Annotated in this window: 19 protein-coding genes; 8 read left to right on the top strand and 11 right to left on the bottom strand. The window is 54.2% G+C overall.

All coding sequences use genetic code 11. The features are described 5' to 3' along the window. Positions 1-64: 64 nt before the first annotated feature. Entirely contained in the window at positions 65-1,297 is a 1,233-nt protein-coding gene (locus Q7J88_RS03565) for an HDOD domain-containing protein (protein ID WP_303720782.1), read from the bottom strand. A gap of 191 nt (positions 1,298-1,488) precedes the next feature. Here Q7J88_RS03565 and Q7J88_RS03560 point away from each other — a divergent pair, with 191 nt between their 5' ends. After that, complete coding sequence (locus Q7J88_RS03560) at positions 1,489-3,228, top strand: chloride channel protein (protein WP_303720781.1); 1,740 nt, start codon at positions 1,489-1,491, stop codon at positions 3,226-3,228. A 153-nt stretch (positions 3,229-3,381) separates the two neighbouring features. On the opposite strand, the gene proX is transcribed toward Q7J88_RS03560, so the two are convergent. The 5 genes from proX to amrS form a co-directional block, all read right to left on the bottom strand. Then, positions 3,382-4,401 carry a glycine betaine/L-proline ABC transporter substrate-binding protein ProX gene (proX, locus tag Q7J88_RS03555; RefSeq protein ID WP_303720780.1) on the bottom strand — a complete coding sequence of 340 codons (1,020 nt, stop codon included), beginning with the start codon at positions 4,399-4,401 and terminating at the stop codon, positions 3,382-3,384. 36 nt (positions 4,402-4,437) lie between these two features. Beyond that, positions 4,438-5,277: a proline/glycine betaine ABC transporter permease gene (locus Q7J88_RS03550; RefSeq protein WP_303720779.1), complete on the bottom strand. Its 840-nt coding sequence runs from the start codon at positions 5,275-5,277 to the stop codon at positions 4,438-4,440. Beyond that, positions 5,277-6,524, bottom strand: coding sequence for a glycine betaine/L-proline ABC transporter ATP-binding protein ProV (gene proV / locus Q7J88_RS03545; RefSeq protein WP_303720778.1), 1,248 nt, complete (start codon positions 6,522-6,524; stop codon positions 5,277-5,279). The genes Q7J88_RS03550 and proV overlap by 1 nt, the downstream gene beginning before the upstream one ends. 431 nt (positions 6,525-6,955) lie before the next feature. Beyond that, positions 6,956-9,535 carry a glycogen/starch/alpha-glucan phosphorylase gene (locus Q7J88_RS03540; RefSeq protein WP_303720777.1) on the bottom strand — a complete coding sequence of 860 codons (2,580 nt, stop codon included), beginning with the start codon at positions 9,533-9,535 and terminating at the stop codon, positions 6,956-6,958. 115 nt (positions 9,536-9,650) lie between these two features. After that, positions 9,651-10,670 (bottom strand): AmmeMemoRadiSam system radical SAM enzyme, encoded by a 1,020-nt coding sequence (gene amrS / locus Q7J88_RS03535; protein WP_303720776.1) that lies wholly within the window; start codon positions 10,668-10,670, stop codon positions 9,651-9,653. A 185-nt stretch (positions 10,671-10,855) separates the two neighbouring features. Between amrS and Q7J88_RS03530 the strand changes: the two genes are divergently transcribed. Continuing rightward, positions 10,856-11,101, top strand: coding sequence for a hypothetical protein (locus Q7J88_RS03530; RefSeq protein ID WP_303720775.1), 246 nt, complete (start codon positions 10,856-10,858; stop codon positions 11,099-11,101). A gap of 12 nt (positions 11,102-11,113) precedes the next feature. Continuing rightward, positions 11,114-11,497 (top strand): redoxin domain-containing protein, encoded by a 384-nt coding sequence (locus tag Q7J88_RS03525; RefSeq protein ID WP_303720774.1) that lies wholly within the window; start codon positions 11,114-11,116, stop codon positions 11,495-11,497. 84 nt (positions 11,498-11,581) lie between these two features. On the opposite strand, the gene Q7J88_RS03520 is transcribed toward Q7J88_RS03525, so the two are convergent. The 3 genes from Q7J88_RS03520 to polA form a co-directional block, all read right to left on the bottom strand. Beyond that, entirely contained in the window at positions 11,582-11,893 is a 312-nt protein-coding gene (locus tag Q7J88_RS03520; RefSeq protein ID WP_303720773.1) for a c-type cytochrome, read from the bottom strand. A gap of 183 nt (positions 11,894-12,076) precedes the next feature. After that, positions 12,077-13,066 (bottom strand): DUF3187 family protein, encoded by a 990-nt coding sequence (locus tag Q7J88_RS03515; protein ID WP_303720772.1) that lies wholly within the window; start codon positions 13,064-13,066, stop codon positions 12,077-12,079. A gap of 13 nt (positions 13,067-13,079) precedes the next feature. Continuing rightward, positions 13,080-15,767: a DNA polymerase I gene (gene polA / locus Q7J88_RS03510; RefSeq protein ID WP_303720771.1), complete on the bottom strand. Its 2,688-nt coding sequence runs from the start codon at positions 15,765-15,767 to the stop codon at positions 13,080-13,082. A gap of 227 nt (positions 15,768-15,994) precedes the next feature. Between polA and lon the strand changes: the two genes are divergently transcribed. The 5 genes from lon to Q7J88_RS03490 all read left to right on the top strand — a co-directional run bounded on the left by lon (position 15,995) and on the right by Q7J88_RS03490 (position 20,462). Further along, on the top strand, positions 15,995-18,424 hold the full coding sequence (gene lon, locus Q7J88_RS03505; protein WP_303720770.1) for an endopeptidase La: 2,430 nt from the start codon (positions 15,995-15,997) through the stop codon (positions 18,422-18,424). A 24-nt stretch (positions 18,425-18,448) separates the two neighbouring features. Then, the gene (locus Q7J88_RS03500; protein WP_303720769.1) at positions 18,449-18,676 is read left to right on the top strand and encodes a hypothetical protein; all 228 of its coding nucleotides are present in this window, start codon (positions 18,449-18,451) and stop codon (positions 18,674-18,676) included. 26 nt (positions 18,677-18,702) lie between these two features. Further along, entirely contained in the window at positions 18,703-19,074 is a 372-nt protein-coding gene (locus Q7J88_RS15330) for a transposase (protein ID WP_369681960.1), read from the top strand. A 168-nt stretch (positions 19,075-19,242) separates the two neighbouring features. After that, positions 19,243-20,208, top strand: a complete 966-nt coding sequence (gene trpS, locus Q7J88_RS03495; protein WP_303720768.1) for a tryptophan--tRNA ligase — start codon at positions 19,243-19,245, stop codon at positions 20,206-20,208. 74 nt (positions 20,209-20,282) lie between these two features. After that, positions 20,283-20,462, top strand: coding sequence for a hypothetical protein (locus Q7J88_RS03490; RefSeq protein ID WP_303720767.1), 180 nt, complete (start codon positions 20,283-20,285; stop codon positions 20,460-20,462). On the opposite strand, the gene Q7J88_RS03485 is transcribed toward Q7J88_RS03490, so the two are convergent. Further along, positions 20,450-20,635 (bottom strand): DUF4177 domain-containing protein, encoded by a 186-nt coding sequence (locus tag Q7J88_RS03485; RefSeq protein ID WP_303720766.1) that lies wholly within the window; start codon positions 20,633-20,635, stop codon positions 20,450-20,452. The two genes, Q7J88_RS03490 and Q7J88_RS03485, sit on opposite strands and share 13 nt — an antisense overlap. Before the next feature lie 24 nt (positions 20,636-20,659). Further along, the coding region (locus Q7J88_RS15325; protein WP_369681959.1) for a zinc ribbon domain-containing protein at positions 20,660-20,901 on the bottom strand (242 nt) is incomplete at its 5' end.

Below are 20,901 nucleotides of genomic sequence, written 5' to 3'. Positions count from 1 at the left end.
CAAGATGGCTACAACGGAAAACAGCTCTGCTGAGGGGGGGGACCCGTGCATGTAACGACGATTACTACTCGCTGAAAAAGATCTGCACCACATCGCGGAACTCGACATCGACCTGGCGGATCGCCGTCGCGATAACATCCTCTTTCAAGCCGGTCGCTTTCCAGGCCTTCATCTGCAACGGGGGGATCTCGTTAACCAAGTTGACCTCATGTCCGCAGGCGTGTGCCAGCACATCGGCAACATGCATCAGCGACGCTTCGATAGCGTAATCATTAGCGCTCGGGGAATGGTGTCCGCCAATCATCCGCACCAGAGGCGTGGGAAGTCGCCAGCGCATCGCCAGCAGTTTGCCGACGATACTGTGATCGGTCTGCAGTACCTCCTGCTCGGCGCGGAACATTGGGGAATGGTCTTTACGTGCCTTGGCAACAGCACGCTTATACTGCAACGAAGCACGGTCGAGCAGAATCAAACGCCCAATATCGTGCAGCAAACCACCAGTAAAGTAGCTCTCCTCTCCCAGCAATCCCAAGTGCTGGGCAAGAATTTTTGCATATAACCCGCAACGGATCGAATGACGCCAGTAAGCATCCATATCGACCAGCTCTGAGGGAATATTTTTAAACTTACTGACCACCGAAACACCGATCGCCAAAGTGGTTAATTCGTTGGTACCGAGCAGCGATGCTGCCCGAGTTACAGAATCTATTTTGCCGGAAAAACCATATATCGGACTGTTGACCAAGGTCAGCAACCGCAGCGACATGAAGGCATCCTTGCTGATCACCTGCGCCAACATTTGGGCGGAAGAATCGGGATGGTCCATCACCTCGATGATACGATGATATACTCCAGGCAAAGAAACCAGCTCAACATCGCCGGTCAGCAGTTTCGGCACGCTAAGCGGCGGAATCCGCTCCTCCAAGTCGACATCCAACTCTCCGAGGAAGACGGTCGGCTCCCAGCCGTGCAATAAATTTTGCGCGGAACGGTGTACGGTGTGGCTATAAACGGTCGCCATCGGCTCCTGATCGATCTCGTTGAGGATAAAGCGACGGAACAGATAAGATTCTGCCTGCTCGGTGAACTGGGCAACCGCCTCCTGCTGCCGCAGATATTCTTCCCCCAAACTTTCCTCGGTGATATCGAGCTCGACAATTCCCCAGGATTTGAGCATTTCCAGATGCTCGGCGGTGAGCGCTATCCCCTCAGCCAAAACCAAGCGGTTTTTAGAGGTAAAAAGGTCTTCCCCCAGAATCATTCCGACTGTCAGGTCATCAATATAAACAAAAGGCAAAGCAATTATCCTGGCGGCATGTCGGATAGCGGCTAATAGCCAAATCCTACAAATTGGTTTGATAGTTTTTTAGAGTAACATAAGGAAAAGCAAATAAAAACCGCACTGCTGTATTTTTGTCACTTTGACAGTCTGACAAAACGAGTCACAACATGGTAGGCTTTCAACATCTGAGAAACTCCGGAGCGCCTGTGAAACTGACCTGGAATTTCAGCCCCAAACGCGAGAACCTGATCGCCCTGCTGCTGGTTGCGATACTGATCGGCATGCTCACCGGCACCCTGGCGGTCGCCTTTCGTTACCTGCTGCTGCTCACAACCGACCTGTTCTGGCCCGATCCGCTTGCCCTGCTGGAAGTCAAAAACAGCTACCCGTGGTACCTGATCATGGCGATTCCGGTTTGCGGCGGGCTGCTGGTCGGACCGTTGATCCATCGGCTGTCGCCGGAAACCCGTGGAGCCGGAGTCCCGGAGGTGATCGAAGCGGTAGTCACCCGCGAAGGGACTATCCATCACCGCACCGCCTTCTTCAAGTCATTGTTCACCGCCATCTCGATCGGCAGCGGCGCCTCCGTCGGCCGCGAAGGTCCGGTCGTACATATCGGTGCCTCGGTCGGTTCCTCGATCGCCCAATTGATCAAACTGCCCGCGGAGTGGAAACGGGTATTCCTCGCCTGTGGTGCTGCTTCCGGCATCGCCGCGACCTTCAACGCGCCGATGGCCGGCATGCTCTTCGCTGCCGAAATCATCCTGGTCGACTTCCAGGTAAGTTATTTGAGCCACATCTCCATTTCGGCGGTCACTGCCACGGTCGTCTCACACCACTTCCTCGGCAGCTTGCCGACCTTCCAGGTTCCGGCCTTTAAACTCGTCAGCTACGCGGAATTGCCACTCTACGCGTTGCTCGGCCTGTTGGCAGGTCTAGTTTCGGTCCTGTTTATCCGCTCGGTGTCTCTGGTGGAGGACGTTTTCAACCGGGCCGGTATTGACTACGTCTATCGCCCCGCCATCGCTGGGCTACTGATCGGTGCGATCGCCATAAACTGGCCGCATATCCTTGGCGTCGGTTACGAATCGATCAACCTGACCCTGACTGCCAACATGGCGCTCGGCCTGATGGCGGTGGTTCTACTGCTGAAGTTGGTCGCCACCGCCAGTTCGGTCGGCGCCGGCTTCTCTGGCGGCGTTTTCGCCCCCTCGCTGGTGCTCGGATCGCTGCTCGGCGGCCTGTTCGGAGGGGTTGTGCAGGTCCTGTTTCCCGGCAGCGTCGCCAGCAGCGCCGCCTACAGCCTGATCGGCATGGGTGCGGTGGTCGCTGGCACCACCCTGGCACCGATCACCGCCATCTTCACTATTTTCGAGCTGACCTATAACTTTGACATCATCCTGCCGCTGATGACCTGCTGTATTACCAGTCTGGTTACGGTGCAGAAGCTGTACGGTTTTTCGATCTACGAAACTAAACTGCTGCGGAAGGGGATCAGGATGGTCCGCGGCCACGATGTCAACCTGCTCAGATCGATGCAGGTCGGCAACTTTATGGTTACGGACTTCCAGAGCCTCCAACAAGACATGCTCCTCGGTGATGTGCTGGAGATTGCCGAACAGAGTCACTACCCCCACTTTCCGGTGCTTGACCAACAAAAAAAGCTGGTCGGCATGCTGTCGATGAGCGATCTGAAGAGCTTTCTCGGGGATGTCGGTGAGTTATGTCAGCTGGTCATAGCCTCGGAAATCATGACCAGCCGGGTGAGCATCGTCCGGCCGGAGGATAATTTCGAGACCGCTTTCGAGATTTTCGAGGGCAAACAGATCTCGACTCTGCCGGTAGTAGCCGACGATGGCGCCCTGCTCGGCATCCTGAAAAAAAATGATCTGCTGCTCGCCTACAACCAGAAGGTCCTCAAACTGAATGTTGTCCAGCGGAGGTGACTTGACACGCCGGCCAGCGCTTTTTACAGACCAGCTTCTGTTTCAATTAGTATGGGGAGAAATACTATGAACCTAAAGCCACGCTGAATCAAACAGCGAATGAAAACGGCCGGCAGATTGCTCTGCCGACCGCGATCCTGTCCGGAGGGGATTTTATTTGGCAGCGTTTCGGGCCGCCTCTAGCCAACCGCCCCATTTCTCCTGGTTCTTGGCGATCCATTCCTTGGCGTGGCGCTCAATATCTTCCTGTGACTTTTCACCGTCCTCCATCCGGGTGTTCTGCTCGTTGATGTCGGCCAGGGGCAGAGTGAACACTTCGAAGAATTTCTTGGCGGCAGGGTTGTTCTCCAGAAAACGCTTATTGGCCACAATGCGGATGTCCGCAGCAATGAAACCCAGCTTCACCGGATCGGTGACCGCACCGACAATTCCACTGGCCGTCAAACGCTCGGCCTGCGCCTGCTGTGCTTCGGTCGGCTTGATTCCCGGCACGTTGATCCAGAGCACATCTTTACCCGGCTTGAGCTTGAAGATCGTCCAGTTCGGAGCCCAGGTGTAGAAAAAGACCGGTTTGCCAGACTGGTAGCGGCCCAGCGCATCCGCCATACTGGCCGAGTAACCGGCCTTGATCGGGTTGATATCATCTTCAAGGCCATAGGCCTTCAAGTGGAAGCCGATGGTCTTTTCACATCCCCAACCCGGCGGGCAGGCGGTCAGGTCGGCTTTCCCGTCGCCGTTGGCATCAAAGGCCTTTTTGACCTCCGGCCGTTTAAAATCGTCCAGCGACTTGATGCCAAATTTTTCCACATCCCTTTTCGATACCAGGTACCCCTGCAGGCCTCCGGATTTCGCTACATAACCGATCGGCTCTATCCGCTTTTCATAGTTTCGAGGCATTTGTGAATAATGGATAGGAAACCAGCCATTAGTCCAGTAATCGAGATCTCCCAAAGCCAAAGACTGGTAAAAAAGCGGGTTTTGCAGTTCTTTCGGATCCTCAACCTCGTAGCCAAGTTCCTTCAGTCCGGTACGAACCAGTGCCTCCTGGAAATATCCGGTATTCCAGGTCGCCCGCCCAGGCTTGACCTTAACCCCGTTGCCCGGCTGGTGGTGAGCGGCAAAAGCAGGAACCGCCAGACAGAGCATCATTGCGAGCAAAACTAAACGTTTCATCAGTTTCTCCTCCCCATGGGATGAAAGATTTAAGACTTACTTTTGACCAAAACTTTGCGTAATTCGATCGAGCATCATAGCGAGCATAACGATTGCCAAACCACCAATGGTGGCGAGGCCGATTTCTAAAGTATTCAGGCCCTGAACAACAGGATTACCAAGCCCACCGGCGCCGATCAAAGCAGCGATAACTACCATCGATAACGCCATCATCAGGGTTTGGTTCAAACCGGCCATGATAGAAGGCAAAGCCAGCGGGAACTGCACTTTGCGCAACACCTGCCAATCGGTTGCGCCGAACGAAAGGGCGGCCTCGATCAACTCCGGATGCACCTGGCGGATACCGAGGCTGGTCAGGCGAACAATCGGCGGCAAGGCAAACACGATGGTCGCCAGAATTCCTGAAACGGTGCCGATGCTGAACAGCATCACCACCGGAACCAAGTAAACGAAAGGCGGAATAGTCTGCATAGCATCAAGTGCCGGGCGCAGAAAGATTTCGAAGCGGTCACTGCGCCCCGCCATGATTCCAAGCGGGATACCGACCAGAGCACAGAAAAAGACTGAGCTGACCACCATCGCCAAAGTGATCATCGTTTCTTCCCAAAGGCCCAGGTAACCGACCAGCAGCAGTGTAACAAGGGTAAAAACAGCCACCCGTTTACCGGCGTAGCGCCAGGCGACGGCAAGAAAGATCAGGATCACCACCACCGGCGGCAACGAGGTAAAAACCCACTCGAAACCCTTTAGGCAGAGTTCGATCGGTGCTTTGATCGCCTGAAAAATATCGCGGTGGTTATAGACCAGCCAATCGACGGAATCCTGAACCCATTCGTCGAGCGGGATCAGTTGTTTATCAAAACTCAGAAAATTCATCAGCGCACTCCGTCTACTTCAGCTGCTGTGGGATCTTGCTGGTCCGGTTGATTTCGGTGCAACGTTTTCAGGAACAGATTTTTCGAGATCGCTCCCAGGTACCTGCCTTCATCATCCAGAATTGGTAATGGCCAAGGATTTCCGGCGACCTTTGGCAGGATATCCTGCAAGGAATCATCTTTGTGCGCCGGTACCACCTCATCCAGATAAGCGTTCGGGATCAAATGCGGGACCATATCCTGATCGAGCATCTCTTTGAGGGAATCGGTAGAGACGATGCCTTTAAATATTTTTTCGCTATCCAAAACGTAAGCGTAGTCGCGGTCGTTCTTGATCAGGCGCTGCAAACCGGCGCGGGGATTTTTCCCGTCAGTGATCGGAACCGTCACTTGGGTTGCGGCAGCGATATCTCCTGCGGTGAGGATGTTGGTCGGATCGACACCGCGGAAAAATGCACGAACATATTCGTTGGCCGGATTTTGCAGGATCTCTTCCGGAGTACCAACCTGTACGACTTTGCCCCCTTCCATAATGGCAATCCGATCACCGATGCGCATCGCTTCATCGAGGTCGTGAGAAATAAAGACAATCGTCCGCTTCGATTTTGCCTGTAGCTTGAGCAACTCGTCCTGCATCTCGGTGCGGATCAACGGATCGAGTGCAGAAAAAGCTTCGTCCATAAGCAGAATGTCGGGATCGACTGCCAGTCCACGGGCCAACCCGACCCGCTGCTGCATTCCACCGGAGAGTTCGTCCGGCATACTGTCCGCCCAGGCGTCCAGGCCAACTTGCTCGAGCGCCTGCCGGGCACGTTTCTCTCTGGTCGCTTTATCAACCCCATCCATCTCCAGGCCGAAAGCAGCATTCTGCAACACGGTCATATGCGGCATCAGGGCAAAGGACTGGAAGACCATGCTCAACTTTGCTCGCCTCACTTTGACCAGTTGATCATCGTTCATAGCGACAATATCCTCGCCATCGATCAGCACCTGGCCGGTAGTCGGCTCAATCAGGCGATTGAGCATCCGCACCATGGTCGACTTGCCGGATCCGGACAGGCCCATAATGACGAAAATCTCTCCTGTATGGATCTCGAAGTCGGCGTTCTGCACACCGACAGTGGTTTCGGTCTTTTCGAAGATCTCTTCTTTGCTCAGTCCCTTCTTCAGCAGGACCATCGCCTTTTTTGGTTGTGGACCGAATATTTTGTATAAATTCTTGATTTGGATTTTGACTTGTTCAGCCATAAGCTCCTCTTGGATTTCAAACACTTAACAGAACTTCGAAAGAAAAACTGGGAAATCAAACGCCAGCTAAGGCCGATGACACCAAGGGCCTGACCGAAAGTGAATGGAGAAAAAGGGTGGAGGACTACAATTTGCTGCGTCCCAGAAACAAAAGTATTTAGTTTTAAACAGGACAGAGCGACCCGCGACTTGGTACAGCAGGACCTGCTAGAACCTAGCGCAACTCTGATAAGGGAAAAGATCTACGAAGCATCACGCGGGGCGAAGTTCTTAACGATCTTTTTGCGGGACAAGGTCGGAACACCCTGGCGGGGTGCCACCTAGTCTTATGAAGATACCGAAGAATAATGACAAATGTCAAATCAGGGTAGAAATCTTTTGCTCGAAAAAAAGAACGCCCCAGAACATATTCAGGGGCGTTCCAACAACGGTTAATCAGCGACACAGGTCTGCGGCATGGCGCTAACCACCCCCTCCAGAACCCTGCCGGGATCGGTTATCGGTTCGCCTACCGGCTGCGCTGGAACCTGCTTCAACCTCCAGATATCGCGGTTGTAATCGAGCATGGTCCGGTCGGTTGAGAACTTTCCGCTGGCAGCGGTGTTGAGAATACTCATCCGGGTCCAATTCCGCTGATTCTGGTAGGCCAAACTGACCTGTTCCTGCATTGCCACGTAGCTGGCAAAGTCGGCAGCAACCAGCCAGGGATCGAAATGATTCCGGATTGCTCCGATTAGCGGATCGAAAATCCCGACCTCAAACTGGTTGAAGTGACCACTCTCCAGCAACTGCATTACACGCGACAGGTTCCGATCACGGTCGATGATCGCCTGCGGGTTGTACTCCTGCCGGGTTGCTTCGACCTCTTCGGCAGTCAGCCCGAAGAGGAAGAAGTTCTCCTCGCCGACCTCTTCACGTATTTCGATATTTGCGCCATCGAGGGTACCGATCGTCAAGGCCCCGTTTATCATGAACTTCATATTTCCGGTCCCGGAGGCTTCCTTCCCGGCAGTGGAAATCTGTTCGGAAAGATCGGTTCCGGGGCAGATGACCTCCATGGCCGAAACCCGGTAATTGGGCAGGAACGCAACCTTCAGCTTGTCACCGACTTCCGGGTCGTTGTTGACCACCTGAGCAACGTTGTTGATCAGCTTGATGATCAGTTTGGCCATCGTGTATCCGGGCGCGGCCTTGCCGCCGATCAACACGCAGCGCGGTGTCCAGTTATCGCTCTCCCCCCGCTTGATCCGGTCATAAAGGTGAATCACATGCAGGATATTGAGCAGCTGCCGCTTGTACTCATGGATCCGTTTGACCTGAACATCGAACATGGTGTCCGGGTTGAATTCTACGCCGCAGTCAGCTTTGACATATTCCGCCAAGCGCACCTTGTTAGCGCGCTTAACCTGCAGCCAGCGCTGCTGAAAATCGCTATCGTCGGCCAGATCCTTCAGTTTCTCCAACTGGGACAAATCGGTCACCCAATCATCGCCGATGCTGTCGCTGACCAACCCACTCAACCCTTTGTTGCACCATGCCATCCAGCGCCGCTGGGTGACGCCGTTGGTCTTGTTGTTGAATTTCTCCGGCCACAGCTCGTAGAAATCGCGGAACAGCCCCTGCTGCAGCAGTTTGGAATGCAGCTCCGCAACACCGTTAACCGAATAGCTGGCAACGATCGCCAAATAGGCCATCCGCACCTGCGGCTCCCTCCCCTCCTCGATGATCGACATCCGCCGCTGCCGCTGCATATCGCCCGGCCAACGCGCAGCGACCTCTTTGAGGAAGCGAGCATTGATCTCATAAATGATGTCGAGCAATCGCGGCAACAGCTGTTCGAACATCCGCACCGGCCATTTTTCCAACGCTTCCGGCAGCAGGGTGTGGTTGGTGTAGGCCATGGTCTGACGGGTAATCTGCCAGGCTTCGGCCCAACCGAGCTTCCTTTCGTCGAGCAGCAACCGCATCAGTTCGGCCACGGCACAGCTGGGATGGGTATCATTGAGCTGGAAGCAGTTCTTTTCAGCGAAGCCCTCCATCCTTCCATTTTTGATCGTCAACCAGCGATCGAGGATATCCTGTAGACTGGCTGAAGCGAGGAAATACTGCTGACGCAACCGCAGATCCTTGCCATTTTCGCTGGCATCGTTAGGATAGAGCACCATGGTAATTTTTTCCGCTTCGTTCTTCGCGGCCACCGAGCCCGGATAGTCACCGGCGTTGAATTCGCCGAGGTCGAATTCAGCGGTTGCTCCGGCTTTCCAGAGCCGCAGGGTGTTGACCGTGCCATTCTGATAACCTGGAATCGGCACATCAAAAGGAAAAGCCAACACATCGCGGGTATCGACCCAGCGACAACGCATGGTGCCGTCATAGTCGGCATAATACTCGCTACGGCCACCGAATTTGACCCGCTGGGAGTATTCGGGGCGTTCAATCTCCCACCGGTTCTCGGCGCCGAGCCAGTGATCCGGTTCCTCGACCTGGTAACCATTTTGAATCCGTTGCCGAAACATGCCGTATTCATAGCGAATACCATAACCCATCACCGGCAGCTGCAAAGTGGCGCAGCTATCGAGAAAACAGGCCGCCAACCTGCCAAGACCACCGTTGCCGAGTCCGGCATCCTGCTCGGCATCCGCCAGTTCTTCAAATTCGAGGCAAATTTTATTGAGGCCATCGGCAACTTCATCATCCAGCCCCAGATTAAGAATTGAATTCCCGAGAGCGCGCCCCATCAGAAACTCGAGCGAAAGGTAGTAGGCCCGCTTGCAATCGCTGTCGTCATACGCGTAGCGGGTCTTTTTCCAGCGCTCCATCAGCCGGTCACGGATCACCAGCGCCAATGCCTCATAAGCGTAATGCAGCAGATTGCAATGTTTATCCCGCCCCAGATGGTTGGTGTAATAATGTCGAAACGCCCGAGCCAGCGTGGTTCCATCCAGTCCAAGCGGCGGGATATCGGTCAGCTCCGGACATAGTCCGCTTTTTACAAAACGTTTAGTGTTCATCTATATGGTCTCTTCAATTCAATGATTTTTTAGCCTGATTTCTGACTATACAAGTTCAAGGTAGTTTACTCGTAAATCGTGGAAGTGAAATAATAATCTAATATTAAAAAAGCTCTCAAGACAGATCCATGCCAACACCGGAAATTGCTTCGCCGCATGAGCAACGGCCATTCTGCAGCAGGTTTTTACGGATCGAAAACCCGTAACGCTCGATTAACAGCTCTCCGCACTGGTGGCAATAGCTGTTCTCGCCCCCTTCCCCGGGAATATTCCCCTCATAGACATAACGCAATCCAGCTTGCAATCCGATCTGTCGCGCCTTGCGCAAGGTCTCAACCGGGGTACGGGGCGCATCGAGCAATTTGTGGGTCGGATAAAAAGCGGTCACATGCCAGGGAATGTCAACACCGACACTGCAGATAAATTCTGCAATCTGCCTCAGTTGCTCCTCATCATCGTTATAACCGGGTATGAGCAAGGTGGTGATCTCGAGCCAGATTCCCAGTTCACGGTAAAGCCGGATCGTATCGAGCACCGGCTGCAAGCGGGCGCCACAGACGCGGCGATAGAAGTCGTCACTGAACGACTTCAGATCGATGTTGGCCGCGTCCAGGTAGGGCGCGATCGCCCGCAACGCCTCGAAGCTGGTGTACCCATTGCTGACAAAAACGTTTTTCAGCCCGGCGGCACTGGCAAGTTTAGCCGTGTCGTAAGCATATTCAAAATAGATGGTCGGCTCAGTGTAGGTATAAGCGATCGAAGCGCAGCCGGCCTGTTCGGCCTGTTTGACGATCGCTTGCGGACTTAGTTCCTGGCCGGGGATCTCACGCTTATGCAGATGTGGAAATTGCGCGATCTGCCAGTTCTGGCAATGACGACAACGGAAATTACAGCCGACAGTGGCCACGGAAAAAGACGTGGAGCCAGGCAGCAGGTGGAACAGCGGCTTCTTTTCGATCGGGTCGATATTGGTCGCCACCGCTTTGCCATAAACCAGGGAATAGAGTTTTCCGCCCCGGTTTTCCCGAACCCCGCAGATCCCCAATTTGCCAGCTGCGATCTGGCACTGGTGATGGCAAAGCCGACAGTGTACCCGGTCTTCTTCTAACGGACTGTAAAACATCGCTTCGTGCATAACAACTATCCTGCTTGGTTGCAATCAGTTCTTGCTGAAATTATAACCCGCAGAAAAAACTTCGCAAACGGTTCCTCCTCCCTTGTTCACAGTAAGAAACTTGACAGTTTCACTTGGAATGCTAAGCATTAAAAAAAATAGCCGAGCAAGCAACTAAGCTTTCCCTTCTTCTGAGAGGAGGAAAAATGCTGAAAGACAGACTGGAACGAATAAAAGCGGCATCGGCAGCAAAGGTCCCGCCGGAAACGTGGGCAACCATGCAAAAGGCCAAGGCCGATCTGGCAGCATCGGGCATTTTGCAGCACACAATCAAAACAGGAGACAAGTTTCCCGACTTCAGCCTGGCCGATGCCACAGGGCAACAGATCAAATTTGCCGAACTGCGTGCCCAGGGGCCGGTACTGATCACCCTTTATCGCGGCGTCTGGTGACCCTACTGCAATGTGGAGCTGGAAGCTCTGCAGGAAGTGCTACCGGAGATCGAAAGCACCGGAGCGAAGCTGATCGCGATTTCGCCAATGCTCAGCAAATATGCACCACAGCAGGTGAAGAAGCTCAACCTGAGCTACCCTTTGTTGAGCGACCCCGCCTGCAAGCTGCTGCGACAATTGGGGGTTCTCTTCCCGTTACCGAAAGCGATGATCGAAGTTTACAAAGGGTTCGGTATTGACCTGGCACGCTTCAACGGAGACGACAGCTGGCAACTGCCCCTGCCCGGCAGGATCATCGTCGATCAGGCCGGAGTAGTCAAAAATACCGAATTCACCACCGATCACACCGAACGCCCGGAGCCGAAAGAAACTGTGGCTCTGCTGAAAAGTCTTTAGCGGTTCAAATTCTTGAAAGTTGGACAAGGTGAAAAAAGCCCCAGTCATTTTGTCTGGGGCTTTCAATCTAAGTATGCGTACCAATTAACCGCAGGTTTCCGGCTGATCGGAATCAACAGCGTGGTCGAAGAGGAATTGGTTGATATCGAGCAGATCCTTATCGTTGTAATCATCCCAGGCTCCTTCCGGGTGTTTTTTCTCGGAAAAGAACCTGTCCCACTGGGCCATCGTTTTCGATAGCGGGGTGATCGCACCACCTTCGGCGCCTTCAGTATGACAGGTTTTGCAGTTCTTCTTGAACAGGTATTTGCCCTTTTTCGGGTTGCCGCCATCGACTGCGATAGCAGAAGAAGCGGCAAAGGCAACAATCAGCAGGATCAACGCCATCTTTTTCATATCAGTTTCCTTTCTGCGCTGTGCGCACCGTAAATGTTAAGCCGAGCCTAATATCGAATCGTTCGGGAGCTCAATAGACATCGGTCGACATTTCCATCGATATCGATACTTTTGATCAATCATTTCAAAACCTTAAAAAGGAGACAAAACAGTCTCCGATCCATCCCCATCACCAGTAGGCAGTTAGAAGCGATGCGACAGCGCCAGGTGGAAGGTTACGTCGGGAGCGGTATCGACAGCGACATCCTCAACTACGGCCAACTCCAAACGTGTCTGTTCACCCAAAGCCAGTGCGCCGCCAATCGCCAACTGTGCCGCGGCTTCATCGATCTGCCGCAAGCCGCTGTCTTCAAACAGCGAACTGTTGGCATCAAGCTGCAGCTGCAGAGCCAGCATCGGCCACGCCGACCAGGCGAGCCCCAACGTTGCAGTGCCCACCAGTGGCCGTCGCTGCGAAGAAAGCACATCCCCCGAGTCGCTCGCCAGCAAACCTCCCCCCCAGTGTAAGGCCAGACGTTGCTCAGCCGGACGCCAGAGGTGCTCGCCGCTGATCCATACGGCCAGATCGAAACTGCCGCTGCCCAGCAGCTTGTCAGCATCCCCGGTCGGCAGTTCCAGACTCGCGTGCAGAGCAACCGCCGAATCATCCGCAACGGAAAGCTGGCGGCTCAGCAACAGACGGACATCCCCCAAACCGGTTGTTTCATCCTTCAGCAGAACCCGCGAGTTGCCACCTTGTTGATAGCTGTAATTGAGCTGATCATTCGCCGTAGTATCCCGTCCCCCCTGCGACAGGCCGAAGAAATCGTGCCAGCCCTCGATAAAACTATCCAGATTTCCCTGCCGATGGGCAATCACTGGAATCTCCATACCGGCTTCCCAGCCGTTGTCAAAGCCCCGGTCAACCCGTAGTTCCAAACGGCTGCTCTCGCCGTCGAAGATCAGCTGTTCCCTGAGATTGCTGCCGGTAGTGTAGTTGCTAGCCAGATCCCAGCGAAAACCAAGCTCAAACGACCCTTCTGCCAGCAACCGGGCTCGATCCAGAGTAGGAATTCCGCAGAGCGCCGCCAGGGGTGCTTGGTTGCTGACCTGCAGCGGGCGCAATTCGACCTCCGCCGCCCAGAGTGGCGAGCAACACAGCAAAAGCAACAACGTAACCAGTGACCGTTTCATATTCCCCCTTTTTTCAATGCGCCTGCGCCCAATTGTCACCGGTGCCGATATCAACCTTCAGCGGCAGGTCGAGAGGCACGGCATTCTCCATTTCAAAACGGACCAGTTCGGTGACCTGCTCCAACTCTTCCGGCGGCACCTCGAACACCAGTTCGTCATGCACCTGCAACAGCATCCGTGTCTGGAGCTGCTCTTCGCGCAACCGGCGATCAATGTTGACCATCGCCACCTTGATAATATCGGCGGCACTACCCTGAATCGGATAATTGATGGCGTTACGCTCAGCATAAGAACGGATCGCGCCGTTCTTGCTGTTGATTTCGGGGATCGCGCAGCGCCGCCCGAGAATGGTGGTCACATACTGGTGCTCGCGTGCTTCGGTCTTTTTCGCCTCCAGATAATCGAGCACCGCCGGGTAACGCTCGAAGTAGTGATCGATAAACTGCTGCGCTTCCCTGCGGCCGATCCCCAGATCCTTGGCCAGGCTGAAGGCGCCCATACCATACAAAACACCAAAATTGATGGTCTTCGCCTGGCGGCGCATCTCGGCATCGACCATTTCCGGAAAGACGTTAAAGATCTCACTGGCGGTCCGTTTATGGATATCCTCCCCGGCAACAAAGCTCTCTTTGAGTGCCGGAACATCAGCCATGTGCGCCATCACCCGCAGTTCGACCTGAGAGTAGTCAGCGGAAAGCAGCGTCCAGCCGTCCTGCGGGATGAATGCCTCGCGGATGCGACGCCCTTCGGCGGTACGGATCGGGATATTCTGCAGGTTCGGGTCGCTGGAGGAGAGCCGCCCGGTGGCGGTAACCGCCTGGTTGAAGCTGGTGTGGACCCGCCCACTGTGCGGATTGATCAGCTTCGGCAGGGCATCGGTATAGGTTCCTTTAAGCTTACTCAACGAGCGGTATTCCAGAATCTTCGCTGCAATCTCGTGCTCCTCGGCCAAGCTGGTTAACACCTCGACATTGGTCGACCAACCAGTTTTGGTCTTCTTCCCTTTCGGCAGGCCGAGCTTTTCAAACAGCACCTCACCGAGCTGTTTCGGCGAGTTGATATTGAACGGGCCATCAGCCAACCGGAAGATTTCCTCCTCCAAGCTTTTCATTTTCTCGGCCAGCTCAGTCGATAGTTGGCCGAGAAACTCAGCGTCGACACGAATCCCCTGCCACTCCATGCGGGTCAGCACATCGACCAGCGGCATCTCCACCTCCTGTAGCAGCTTCGCCGGTTCCCCCGCGGGCAGCTCAGGCAAAAGTTTTTCCGCCAACTGCCAGGTAATATCGGCATCCTCGGCAGCATAAACTGCCGCTTTTTCCACCTCAACCTCGGAAAAGCAGATCTGCTTCTTACCGGTCCCGGCCACTTCAGAGTAGGGAATCATCCGGTGGTTGAGATGATCAGCGGCCAGCGCATCAAGCCCGTGCGACTTGGCTTCTGGATAGATTACATACGAAAGCACCATCGTATCGAGCGCCACCCCGGCCAGTTCGATCCCGGCATTGCGCAGCACCAGGGCATCGTACTTGATGTTCTGGCCGATCTTTTCGATCGTGGGGTCTTCCAGCAGCGGCCGCAACTTCTCCAGCACCAGTTCTTTCGGCAGCTGCTCCGGCACACCGAGATACATATGCCCGACCGGCAGGTACCAGGCACACCCCACCTCGAGGGCGAAGGAGAGCCCGACCAGTTCGGCCTGCACCGCGACCAGGCTAGTGGTCTCGGTATCAAAGGCAAACCGCCCGGCCGCTTTTAGCTTGGCAAGCATCTCATCCAGTTCGTCTTCGCTCAGTACCGTCCGGTAATTTTCACTGTTTGCCTGTTGCTGCGGATCGGCAGGAGCGGAGAACTCCTGCAGCAGTTTGTGAAACTCCAGTTTCCTGAACAGCTCGGTCAGTGCCTCACGGTTCGGTTCCTCCAACGCCAGGTCATCGAGTGAGGCATCCAGCGCAACATCGTAGAGCAGGTCAGCCAGTTTGCGTGACAAAAGTGCCTGCTCACCGAATTCACGCAGGTTCTCCTGGCGTTTCTTCCCCTTGACCTGATCGATATTCTGCAGAAGATTGTCGATACTGCCGAACTCCTGAATCAACCCGGCGGCGGTCTTCTCGCCGATCCCCGGCACCCCCGGAATATTGTCGGAGGTATCACCAGCCAGCCCGAGCACCTCGAGCACCTGCTCTGGGGGCACGCCGAAGCGCTCGATCACATCGTCGCGCCGCGAAACTTTGCTCTTCATCGTATCGAGCAGACAAATTCGCTCGCTAACGATCTGCATCAAATCTTTATCGCCGGTCACCACCACCACGTCGAAACCCTGTTCGGCGTAGCGCTTGGCCAAGGTAGCGATAATATCGTCCGCTTCCACCCCGGACTGCTCCAGCGCAGGCATATTGAATGCGCGCACCACCTCCTTGATCAACGGTACCTGCGGCACCAGATCTTCCGGCATGGCGCTTCGATTTGCTTTGTATTCCGGGTAGAGTTCCTTTCTGAAAGTCGGCCCCTTGGCATCAAAAACCACCGCCAGCCGATCCGGCTTTTCGTCCCGCACCAACCCGAGCAGCATGTTGGTGAAACCATAAACCGCGTTGGTTGCCTCTCCTTTCGAATTGGAGAGATGGCGGATCGCGTAGTAAGCGCGATAAATATAGGAAGATCCATCAACCAGATAGACACGTTGATTCTGTTCAGACATGGTGCACCTTTCGCAGGATTAAAGTTCAAGGGATTATTCCACAGCAATGGACAAAGGAAAAGGGCTGAAAAGAAGCTTTTCACCATTCTTTTCCCGATTGAAAGATTGACAGCTACAGTCTGTTATTATTATCTTTTCAGCGACTTTGAATGCGCCCATTGTTATGTGCACCCTGAAACACCATTCTGCACACGACTGGACCGAAATTTATAAGGAGCAGCTTTAGCATGCATGACAACTTTGAAGATCATGACGATTCTATCGAATATGAAATCGAAGTCGAAACCGACGCCGATGTCCATGCCATTCCGGACGAAGGCTTGGTTCTGGCACGCGACATGCTCCCACCGAGTCTGCCGATTATTCCGCTGCGCCCACGCCCGGCGTTTCCCGGCGTCATCATCCCGCTGACCGTCAACGGAAAATCAAGGGTTCGCACCATCAAGCAGGCGATGGACACCCCCTCCCAGGCGATCGGCCTGGTGATGGCCAAAGAACTGGAAGATGATGACGCCCCGGACAACCTTCAGGAGGTAGGCGTCGCAGCCAAGATACTCAAGCTGATTCATAGTGAAGAGGACAGCGCACACGTGCTGGTCAACAGCCTGGAGCGCTTCAGCCTCGACCGGGTCTATGAAACCGATGACATCATCTACAGCGAAGTGACCTACTATCATGGCCCGGAACTGACCGATGACGCCCAATTGAAGGCCTACTCCATGGCGATCATCTCGACACTTAAGGAACTGGTACAGATAAACCCGCTCTACTCGGAAGAGATCAAGCTGTTCCTCGGCCGCTCCAGTATGGATGACCCGGCCCGCCTGACCGACTTCGCAGCCAACCTGACCAACGCAGACGGCTACGAACTGCAGGACGTGCTGGAAACCTATGAAATCAACCACCGCATCGACAAGGTGCTGGTACTGCTGAAAAAAGAGCTGGAGGTTTCCCGGCTGCAGACCAAGATCTCGCAGAGTATCGAAGAGAAGATCTCTGCCCAGCAACGCGACTTTTTCCTGCGCGAACAGTTCAAGGCGATCAAGAAAGAATTGGGGCTGGAAAAAGAGGGGAAAGTCTCAGAAATCGAAAAGTACCAGGCACGGCTGAAGAAGCTGACCCTGAACGACGAGGCGCAGAAAGCAGTCGATGAGGAGATCGAAAAGCTCTCGCTGCTTGAGCCCTCCTCACCGGAATACACCGTCAGCCGCAACTACCTCGACTGGCTGACCATCCTGCCCTGGGGCAAGTTTAGCAAGGATGCCTACGATATCCCTCGCGCTCGCCGGGTGCTTAATCGCGACCACTACGGGCTGGAGGATGTTAAGGAGCGGATTCTGGAGTTCATTGCCGTCGGCAAAATGAAGGGCGACATCTCCGGCTCGATCCTCTGCCTGGTCGGTCCGCCGGGGGTCGGCAAAACCTCGATCGGCAAATCGATCGCCGACACCTTAAAACGCAAATTCTACCGTTTCTCGGTTGGTGGCATGCGCGACGAAGCAGAAATCAAAGGGCACCGTCGTACCTACATTGGGGCCATGCCGGGCAAAGCGATCCAGGCGATGAAGAGCGCCGGCACAGCCAACCCGGTGCTGATGCTCGATGAAATAGACAAGATCGGTGCCTCTTTCCAGGGAGACCCGGCCTCGGCACTACTTGAGGTGCTCGACCCGGAGCAGAACGACGCCTTCCGCGATCATTACCTGGATGTGCCCTTCGACTTATCGAACGTGCTGTTTATCGCCACCGCCAACCAGCTTGACACTATCCCGGCTCCGCTGCTCGACCGGATGGAAGTAATCCGCCTATCCGGCTATATCCTCGAAGAGAAGCTGGAGATAGCCAAGCGCTACCTGATTCCCAAGGCTCTCGAGACACACGGGCTCGACAAATCCAGGGTCAGCATTAACAAGGCGGCGCTGGCCGACATCGTTGACCGCTACGCCCGCGAATCGGGTGTGCGCGGACTGGAAAATCGCATCAAGAAGATCATGCGCAAAGCGGCGATGGAGTTTGCCGAAGGCCGCGAAGAAAAAATCGTCGTTAGCAAGAAAGATATCGAGCACTATCTAGGTAAGCCGATCTTCAGCGAAGAGGAGTTAATCAAAGACTGTCCGGGTGTGGTTACCGGCCTGGCTTGGACCCGCATGGGCGGTGCCACCCTGCAGATTGAGGCAACCGCAATGAAAAGCAAGGGCAAAGGATTTAAACAGACCGGACAGCTCGGCAAGGTGATGGTGGAAAGTTCGGAGATTGCATATTCTTACGTGATGGGGCACTTGGATAAATATAAGATCCCGGAAGACTACTTTGACAACCATTTCATCCACCTGCACGTCCCAGCTGGCGCCACCCCCAAGGACGGTCCATCAGCCGGGATCACCATGACCACCGCGCTGTTGTCGATGATCAAGGACAAGCCAGTGCGCAAGAAGCTCGGCATGACTGGTGAGCTATCGCTGACTGGTTCGGTCTTGCCGATCGGCGGTGTTAAAGAAAAAACGATTGCCGCGCGCCGGGCGGGCCTCGACACGCTAATTTTCCCGCATGAGAACAAAAAGGATTACGAAGATCTTCCCGGTTACCTTCGCGAAGGAATCGAAGTTCACTTCGTCAAGGAATACCCGGAAGTCTACAAAATAGCATTTGGCAAGTAACATTTAGCAAGTACAGGAGAACCGATGTCCCCCGAAGCAATCAAAACCGCCCTTTTGGGCTTGAGCAAGGAAGAAAAACAGGCCTTCATCCTCGACACGCTGCCGGAGCTGGCCAAAGAAGTGATCAAAGAACCGGGTTTTATGATGCAACTTTTCCCGGTGCTGCTCGGGATTCTGAAAGAGAGCGGCATGGATTTGCAGCAACTGTTACAGCTGGCCACCATGATGGGCGGGCAGCAGCAAAACCAGTAAGGTGAAGCTTCGGTGATGACTGATCAATTACACACCTATATGGCGCTGGGAAAAGAACCGACTATGTAAGTGTCCATCACGGCCACAGGGAATACGCTTGGGGAGAAGCACAGGTCAATACAGCGGAATCCTTCATCACAGTCCTGGAAAGAGCGAAGCAGGGGGGCTTTCACTTTGTCAGTCGACAACATCTGCAGCGCTATCCCAGTGAGATCGCCTTTCGCTGGAACAACCGGGTCTCTGTGGAAAAGAAGCGAAACGGATTGTCAAAAAAAGTGATGCAAGCAAAGCCCGTTTTGGAACAGTTTTATGCCTTGCTTCAGCATGCGGTCGGCACTCAGCTTCGAGGAACCATCTGGGACGGTCTTGCTCAACCTCAGCCTTTGTATTGTGGATAGAACGGTTAAATATAGTTCACCTCTTAACCGCACACGATCAGTGCAAATCTGACACGAAACGCAGTAATGACAAGTCATCCTTAACCAGCAAAGAGATTGACCTGTCACTCTACCATCTGTTAAATTCACCAGCGTTTTTAAACCCTTGACCTTTTTGGAGCAACAAACATGCGCGTATTATCCGGCATCCAGCCCTCCGGTGCCCTGCACCTGGGCAACTTCTTCGGAATGATGAAAAAGATGATAGAATACCAGGAACAGGAAGAACTGTTCTGTTTCATCGCCAACTACCATGCCATGACCAGCCTCTCAGACGGAAAAGCCCTGGCCAAGGGGACCCTTGAGGCGGCAGCCAGTTTTCTGGCGCTGGGGATGGATCCGGAAAGGAGCACCTTCTGGGTGCAGTCGGACTTGCCCGAAGTACAGGAGCTGACCTGGGTTCTCTCCAACTTTACCCCGATGGGACTGCTGGAGCGCTGCCACAGCTACAAGGATAAAGTCGCGCAGGGGCTCAGCCCGAACCACGGTCTGTTCGCCTATCCGGTGCTGATGACCGCCGACATCCTACTGTTCCAAAGCGAAGTGGTTCCGGTCGGCAAAGATCAGAAGCAGCACCTCGAAGTGGCCCGCGACATCGCCATTAAGTACAATAACGAGTACGGCGAGGTGTTCACCGTTCCGGAACCGGACATTGACGATAATGTAGCGACCATCCCCGGCCTCGACGGTCGTAAGATGAGCAAGAGTTACGGCAACACCATCGACCTGTTCCTCGATAGCAAACCGCTGCGCAAGCAGATCATGCGCATCGTCACCGACCCGACCCCGGTCGAAGAACCAAAGAATCCCGACACCTGCAACCTGTTTCAGATCTTTCGACTGTTCCTCGATGAAGCGGGGGTTGCCGAACTACGCGAGCGTTATCTGACTCCAGGGCTGCGTTACGGGGATGTCAAGCAGGAGCTGTTCGAAACGGTGCATGACTTCTTCGCCCCTTACACCGAAAGACGTAAAGAGCTACTCGCCGATGCCGACGGCCTGCGCAAGACTCTAGCCATGGGGGCGGAAAAAGCGCGTTATCTGGCCAGCAAGACCATGCGCAAGGTGCGTAAAAAGGGTGGACTAGTCTACTGAGAACTGATTGATTTCCTGCTATACTGAATTAACTACGACAGCCTGTAATGACCAAATCTCTTGCTGAGGAGGTTATGATGACTGTTTATCGTCAGTGGTTTTGCGAGTGTACTGGGGAGCCGCGGGAACTGGTCAGCGACCCATACGTGGAAGAGGATACTCTGGAGCCGACCTGTCCGCGCTGTGGTGCAACGCCATCTTCAGATCCGAAGCATACGATCAGCTACAGCGACCGTGAAGATTATTCCGATTGATCCAGTACTTCGCGGGTAAAAGTGACAAATGCCATCCCCGGCCGCCGATTGGCTTCTCGCATGGCAAAATGAAAACCTTCAAAGTGCCAACCTTCGGCGGTCCACTGATTTAATATACTTTCTAGGCTAAGATCATCAACCTGACTTGTTTCAACGACTTTATAGATCAGCATAAGGGCAAAACCTTTCTATGTGAACTACCCCGCCGCAAGCGACGGAGCTTCCTGTTTCAACGAACCATGACTCGTAGACCGGCTCTTGCGAGCCGTTCCGCCGTCAGAGGATTCTCCACGGACGTGACTTCGGGCAGTTCCTGCCCTAGAAAGAATATTGAGTGCCGCGTTGTGGTCACGATCTATGACCAGGCCACAACTCGGACAACGATGTGTCCTTGTTGCGAGGGTCTTGGAAACCTTCGTGCCACAATCGGAGCATTCGA

This window comes from Malonomonas rubra, assembly GCF_003247215.1.
Taxonomy (GTDB): Bacteria; Desulfobacterota; Desulfuromonadia; order Desulfuromonadales; family Geopsychrobacteraceae; genus Malonomonas; species Malonomonas rubra_A.
The sequence above is the reverse complement of the archived record's forward strand: the minus strand, read 5'-3'. Positions and strand labels throughout refer to the sequence as shown.

Coding starts and splice junctions, on each gene's coding strand:
- Q7J88_RS03500 (WP_303720769.1), top strand. CDS start 18,449: ATGTCCCCCGAAGCAATCAAAACCGCCCTTTTGGGCTTGAGCAAGGAA.
- trpS (WP_303720768.1), top strand. CDS start 19,243: ATGCGCGTATTATCCGGCATCCAGCCCTCCGGTGCCCTGCACCTGGGC.
- Q7J88_RS03530 (WP_303720775.1), top strand. CDS start 10,856: ATGCTGAAAGACAGACTGGAACGAATAAAAGCGGCATCGGCAGCAAAG.
- Q7J88_RS03490 (WP_303720767.1), top strand. CDS start 20,283: ATGATGACTGTTTATCGTCAGTGGTTTTGCGAGTGTACTGGGGAGCCG.
- polA (WP_303720771.1), bottom strand. CDS start 15,767: ATGTCTGAACAGAATCAACGTGTCTATCTGGTTGATGGATCTTCCTAT.
- lon (WP_303720770.1), top strand. CDS start 15,995: ATGCATGACAACTTTGAAGATCATGACGATTCTATCGAATATGAAATC.
- Q7J88_RS03540 (WP_303720777.1), bottom strand. CDS start 9,535: ATGAACACTAAACGTTTTGTAAAAAGCGGACTATGTCCGGAGCTGACC.
- proX (WP_303720780.1), bottom strand. CDS start 4,401: ATGAAACGTTTAGTTTTGCTCGCAATGATGCTCTGTCTGGCGGTTCCT.
- Q7J88_RS03520 (WP_303720773.1), bottom strand. CDS start 11,893: ATGAAAAAGATGGCGTTGATCCTGCTGATTGTTGCCTTTGCCGCTTCT.
- amrS (WP_303720776.1), bottom strand. CDS start 10,670: ATGCACGAAGCGATGTTTTACAGTCCGTTAGAAGAAGACCGGGTACAC.
- proV (WP_303720778.1), bottom strand. CDS start 6,524: ATGGCTGAACAAGTCAAAATCCAAATCAAGAATTTATACAAAATATTC.
- Q7J88_RS03550 (WP_303720779.1), bottom strand. CDS start 5,277: ATGAATTTTCTGAGTTTTGATAAACAACTGATCCCGCTCGACGAATGG.
- Q7J88_RS03515 (WP_303720772.1), bottom strand. CDS start 13,066: ATGAAACGGTCACTGGTTACGTTGTTGCTTTTGCTGTGTTGCTCGCCA.
- Q7J88_RS03485 (WP_303720766.1), bottom strand. CDS start 20,635: ATGCTGATCTATAAAGTCGTTGAAACAAGTCAGGTTGATGATCTTAGC.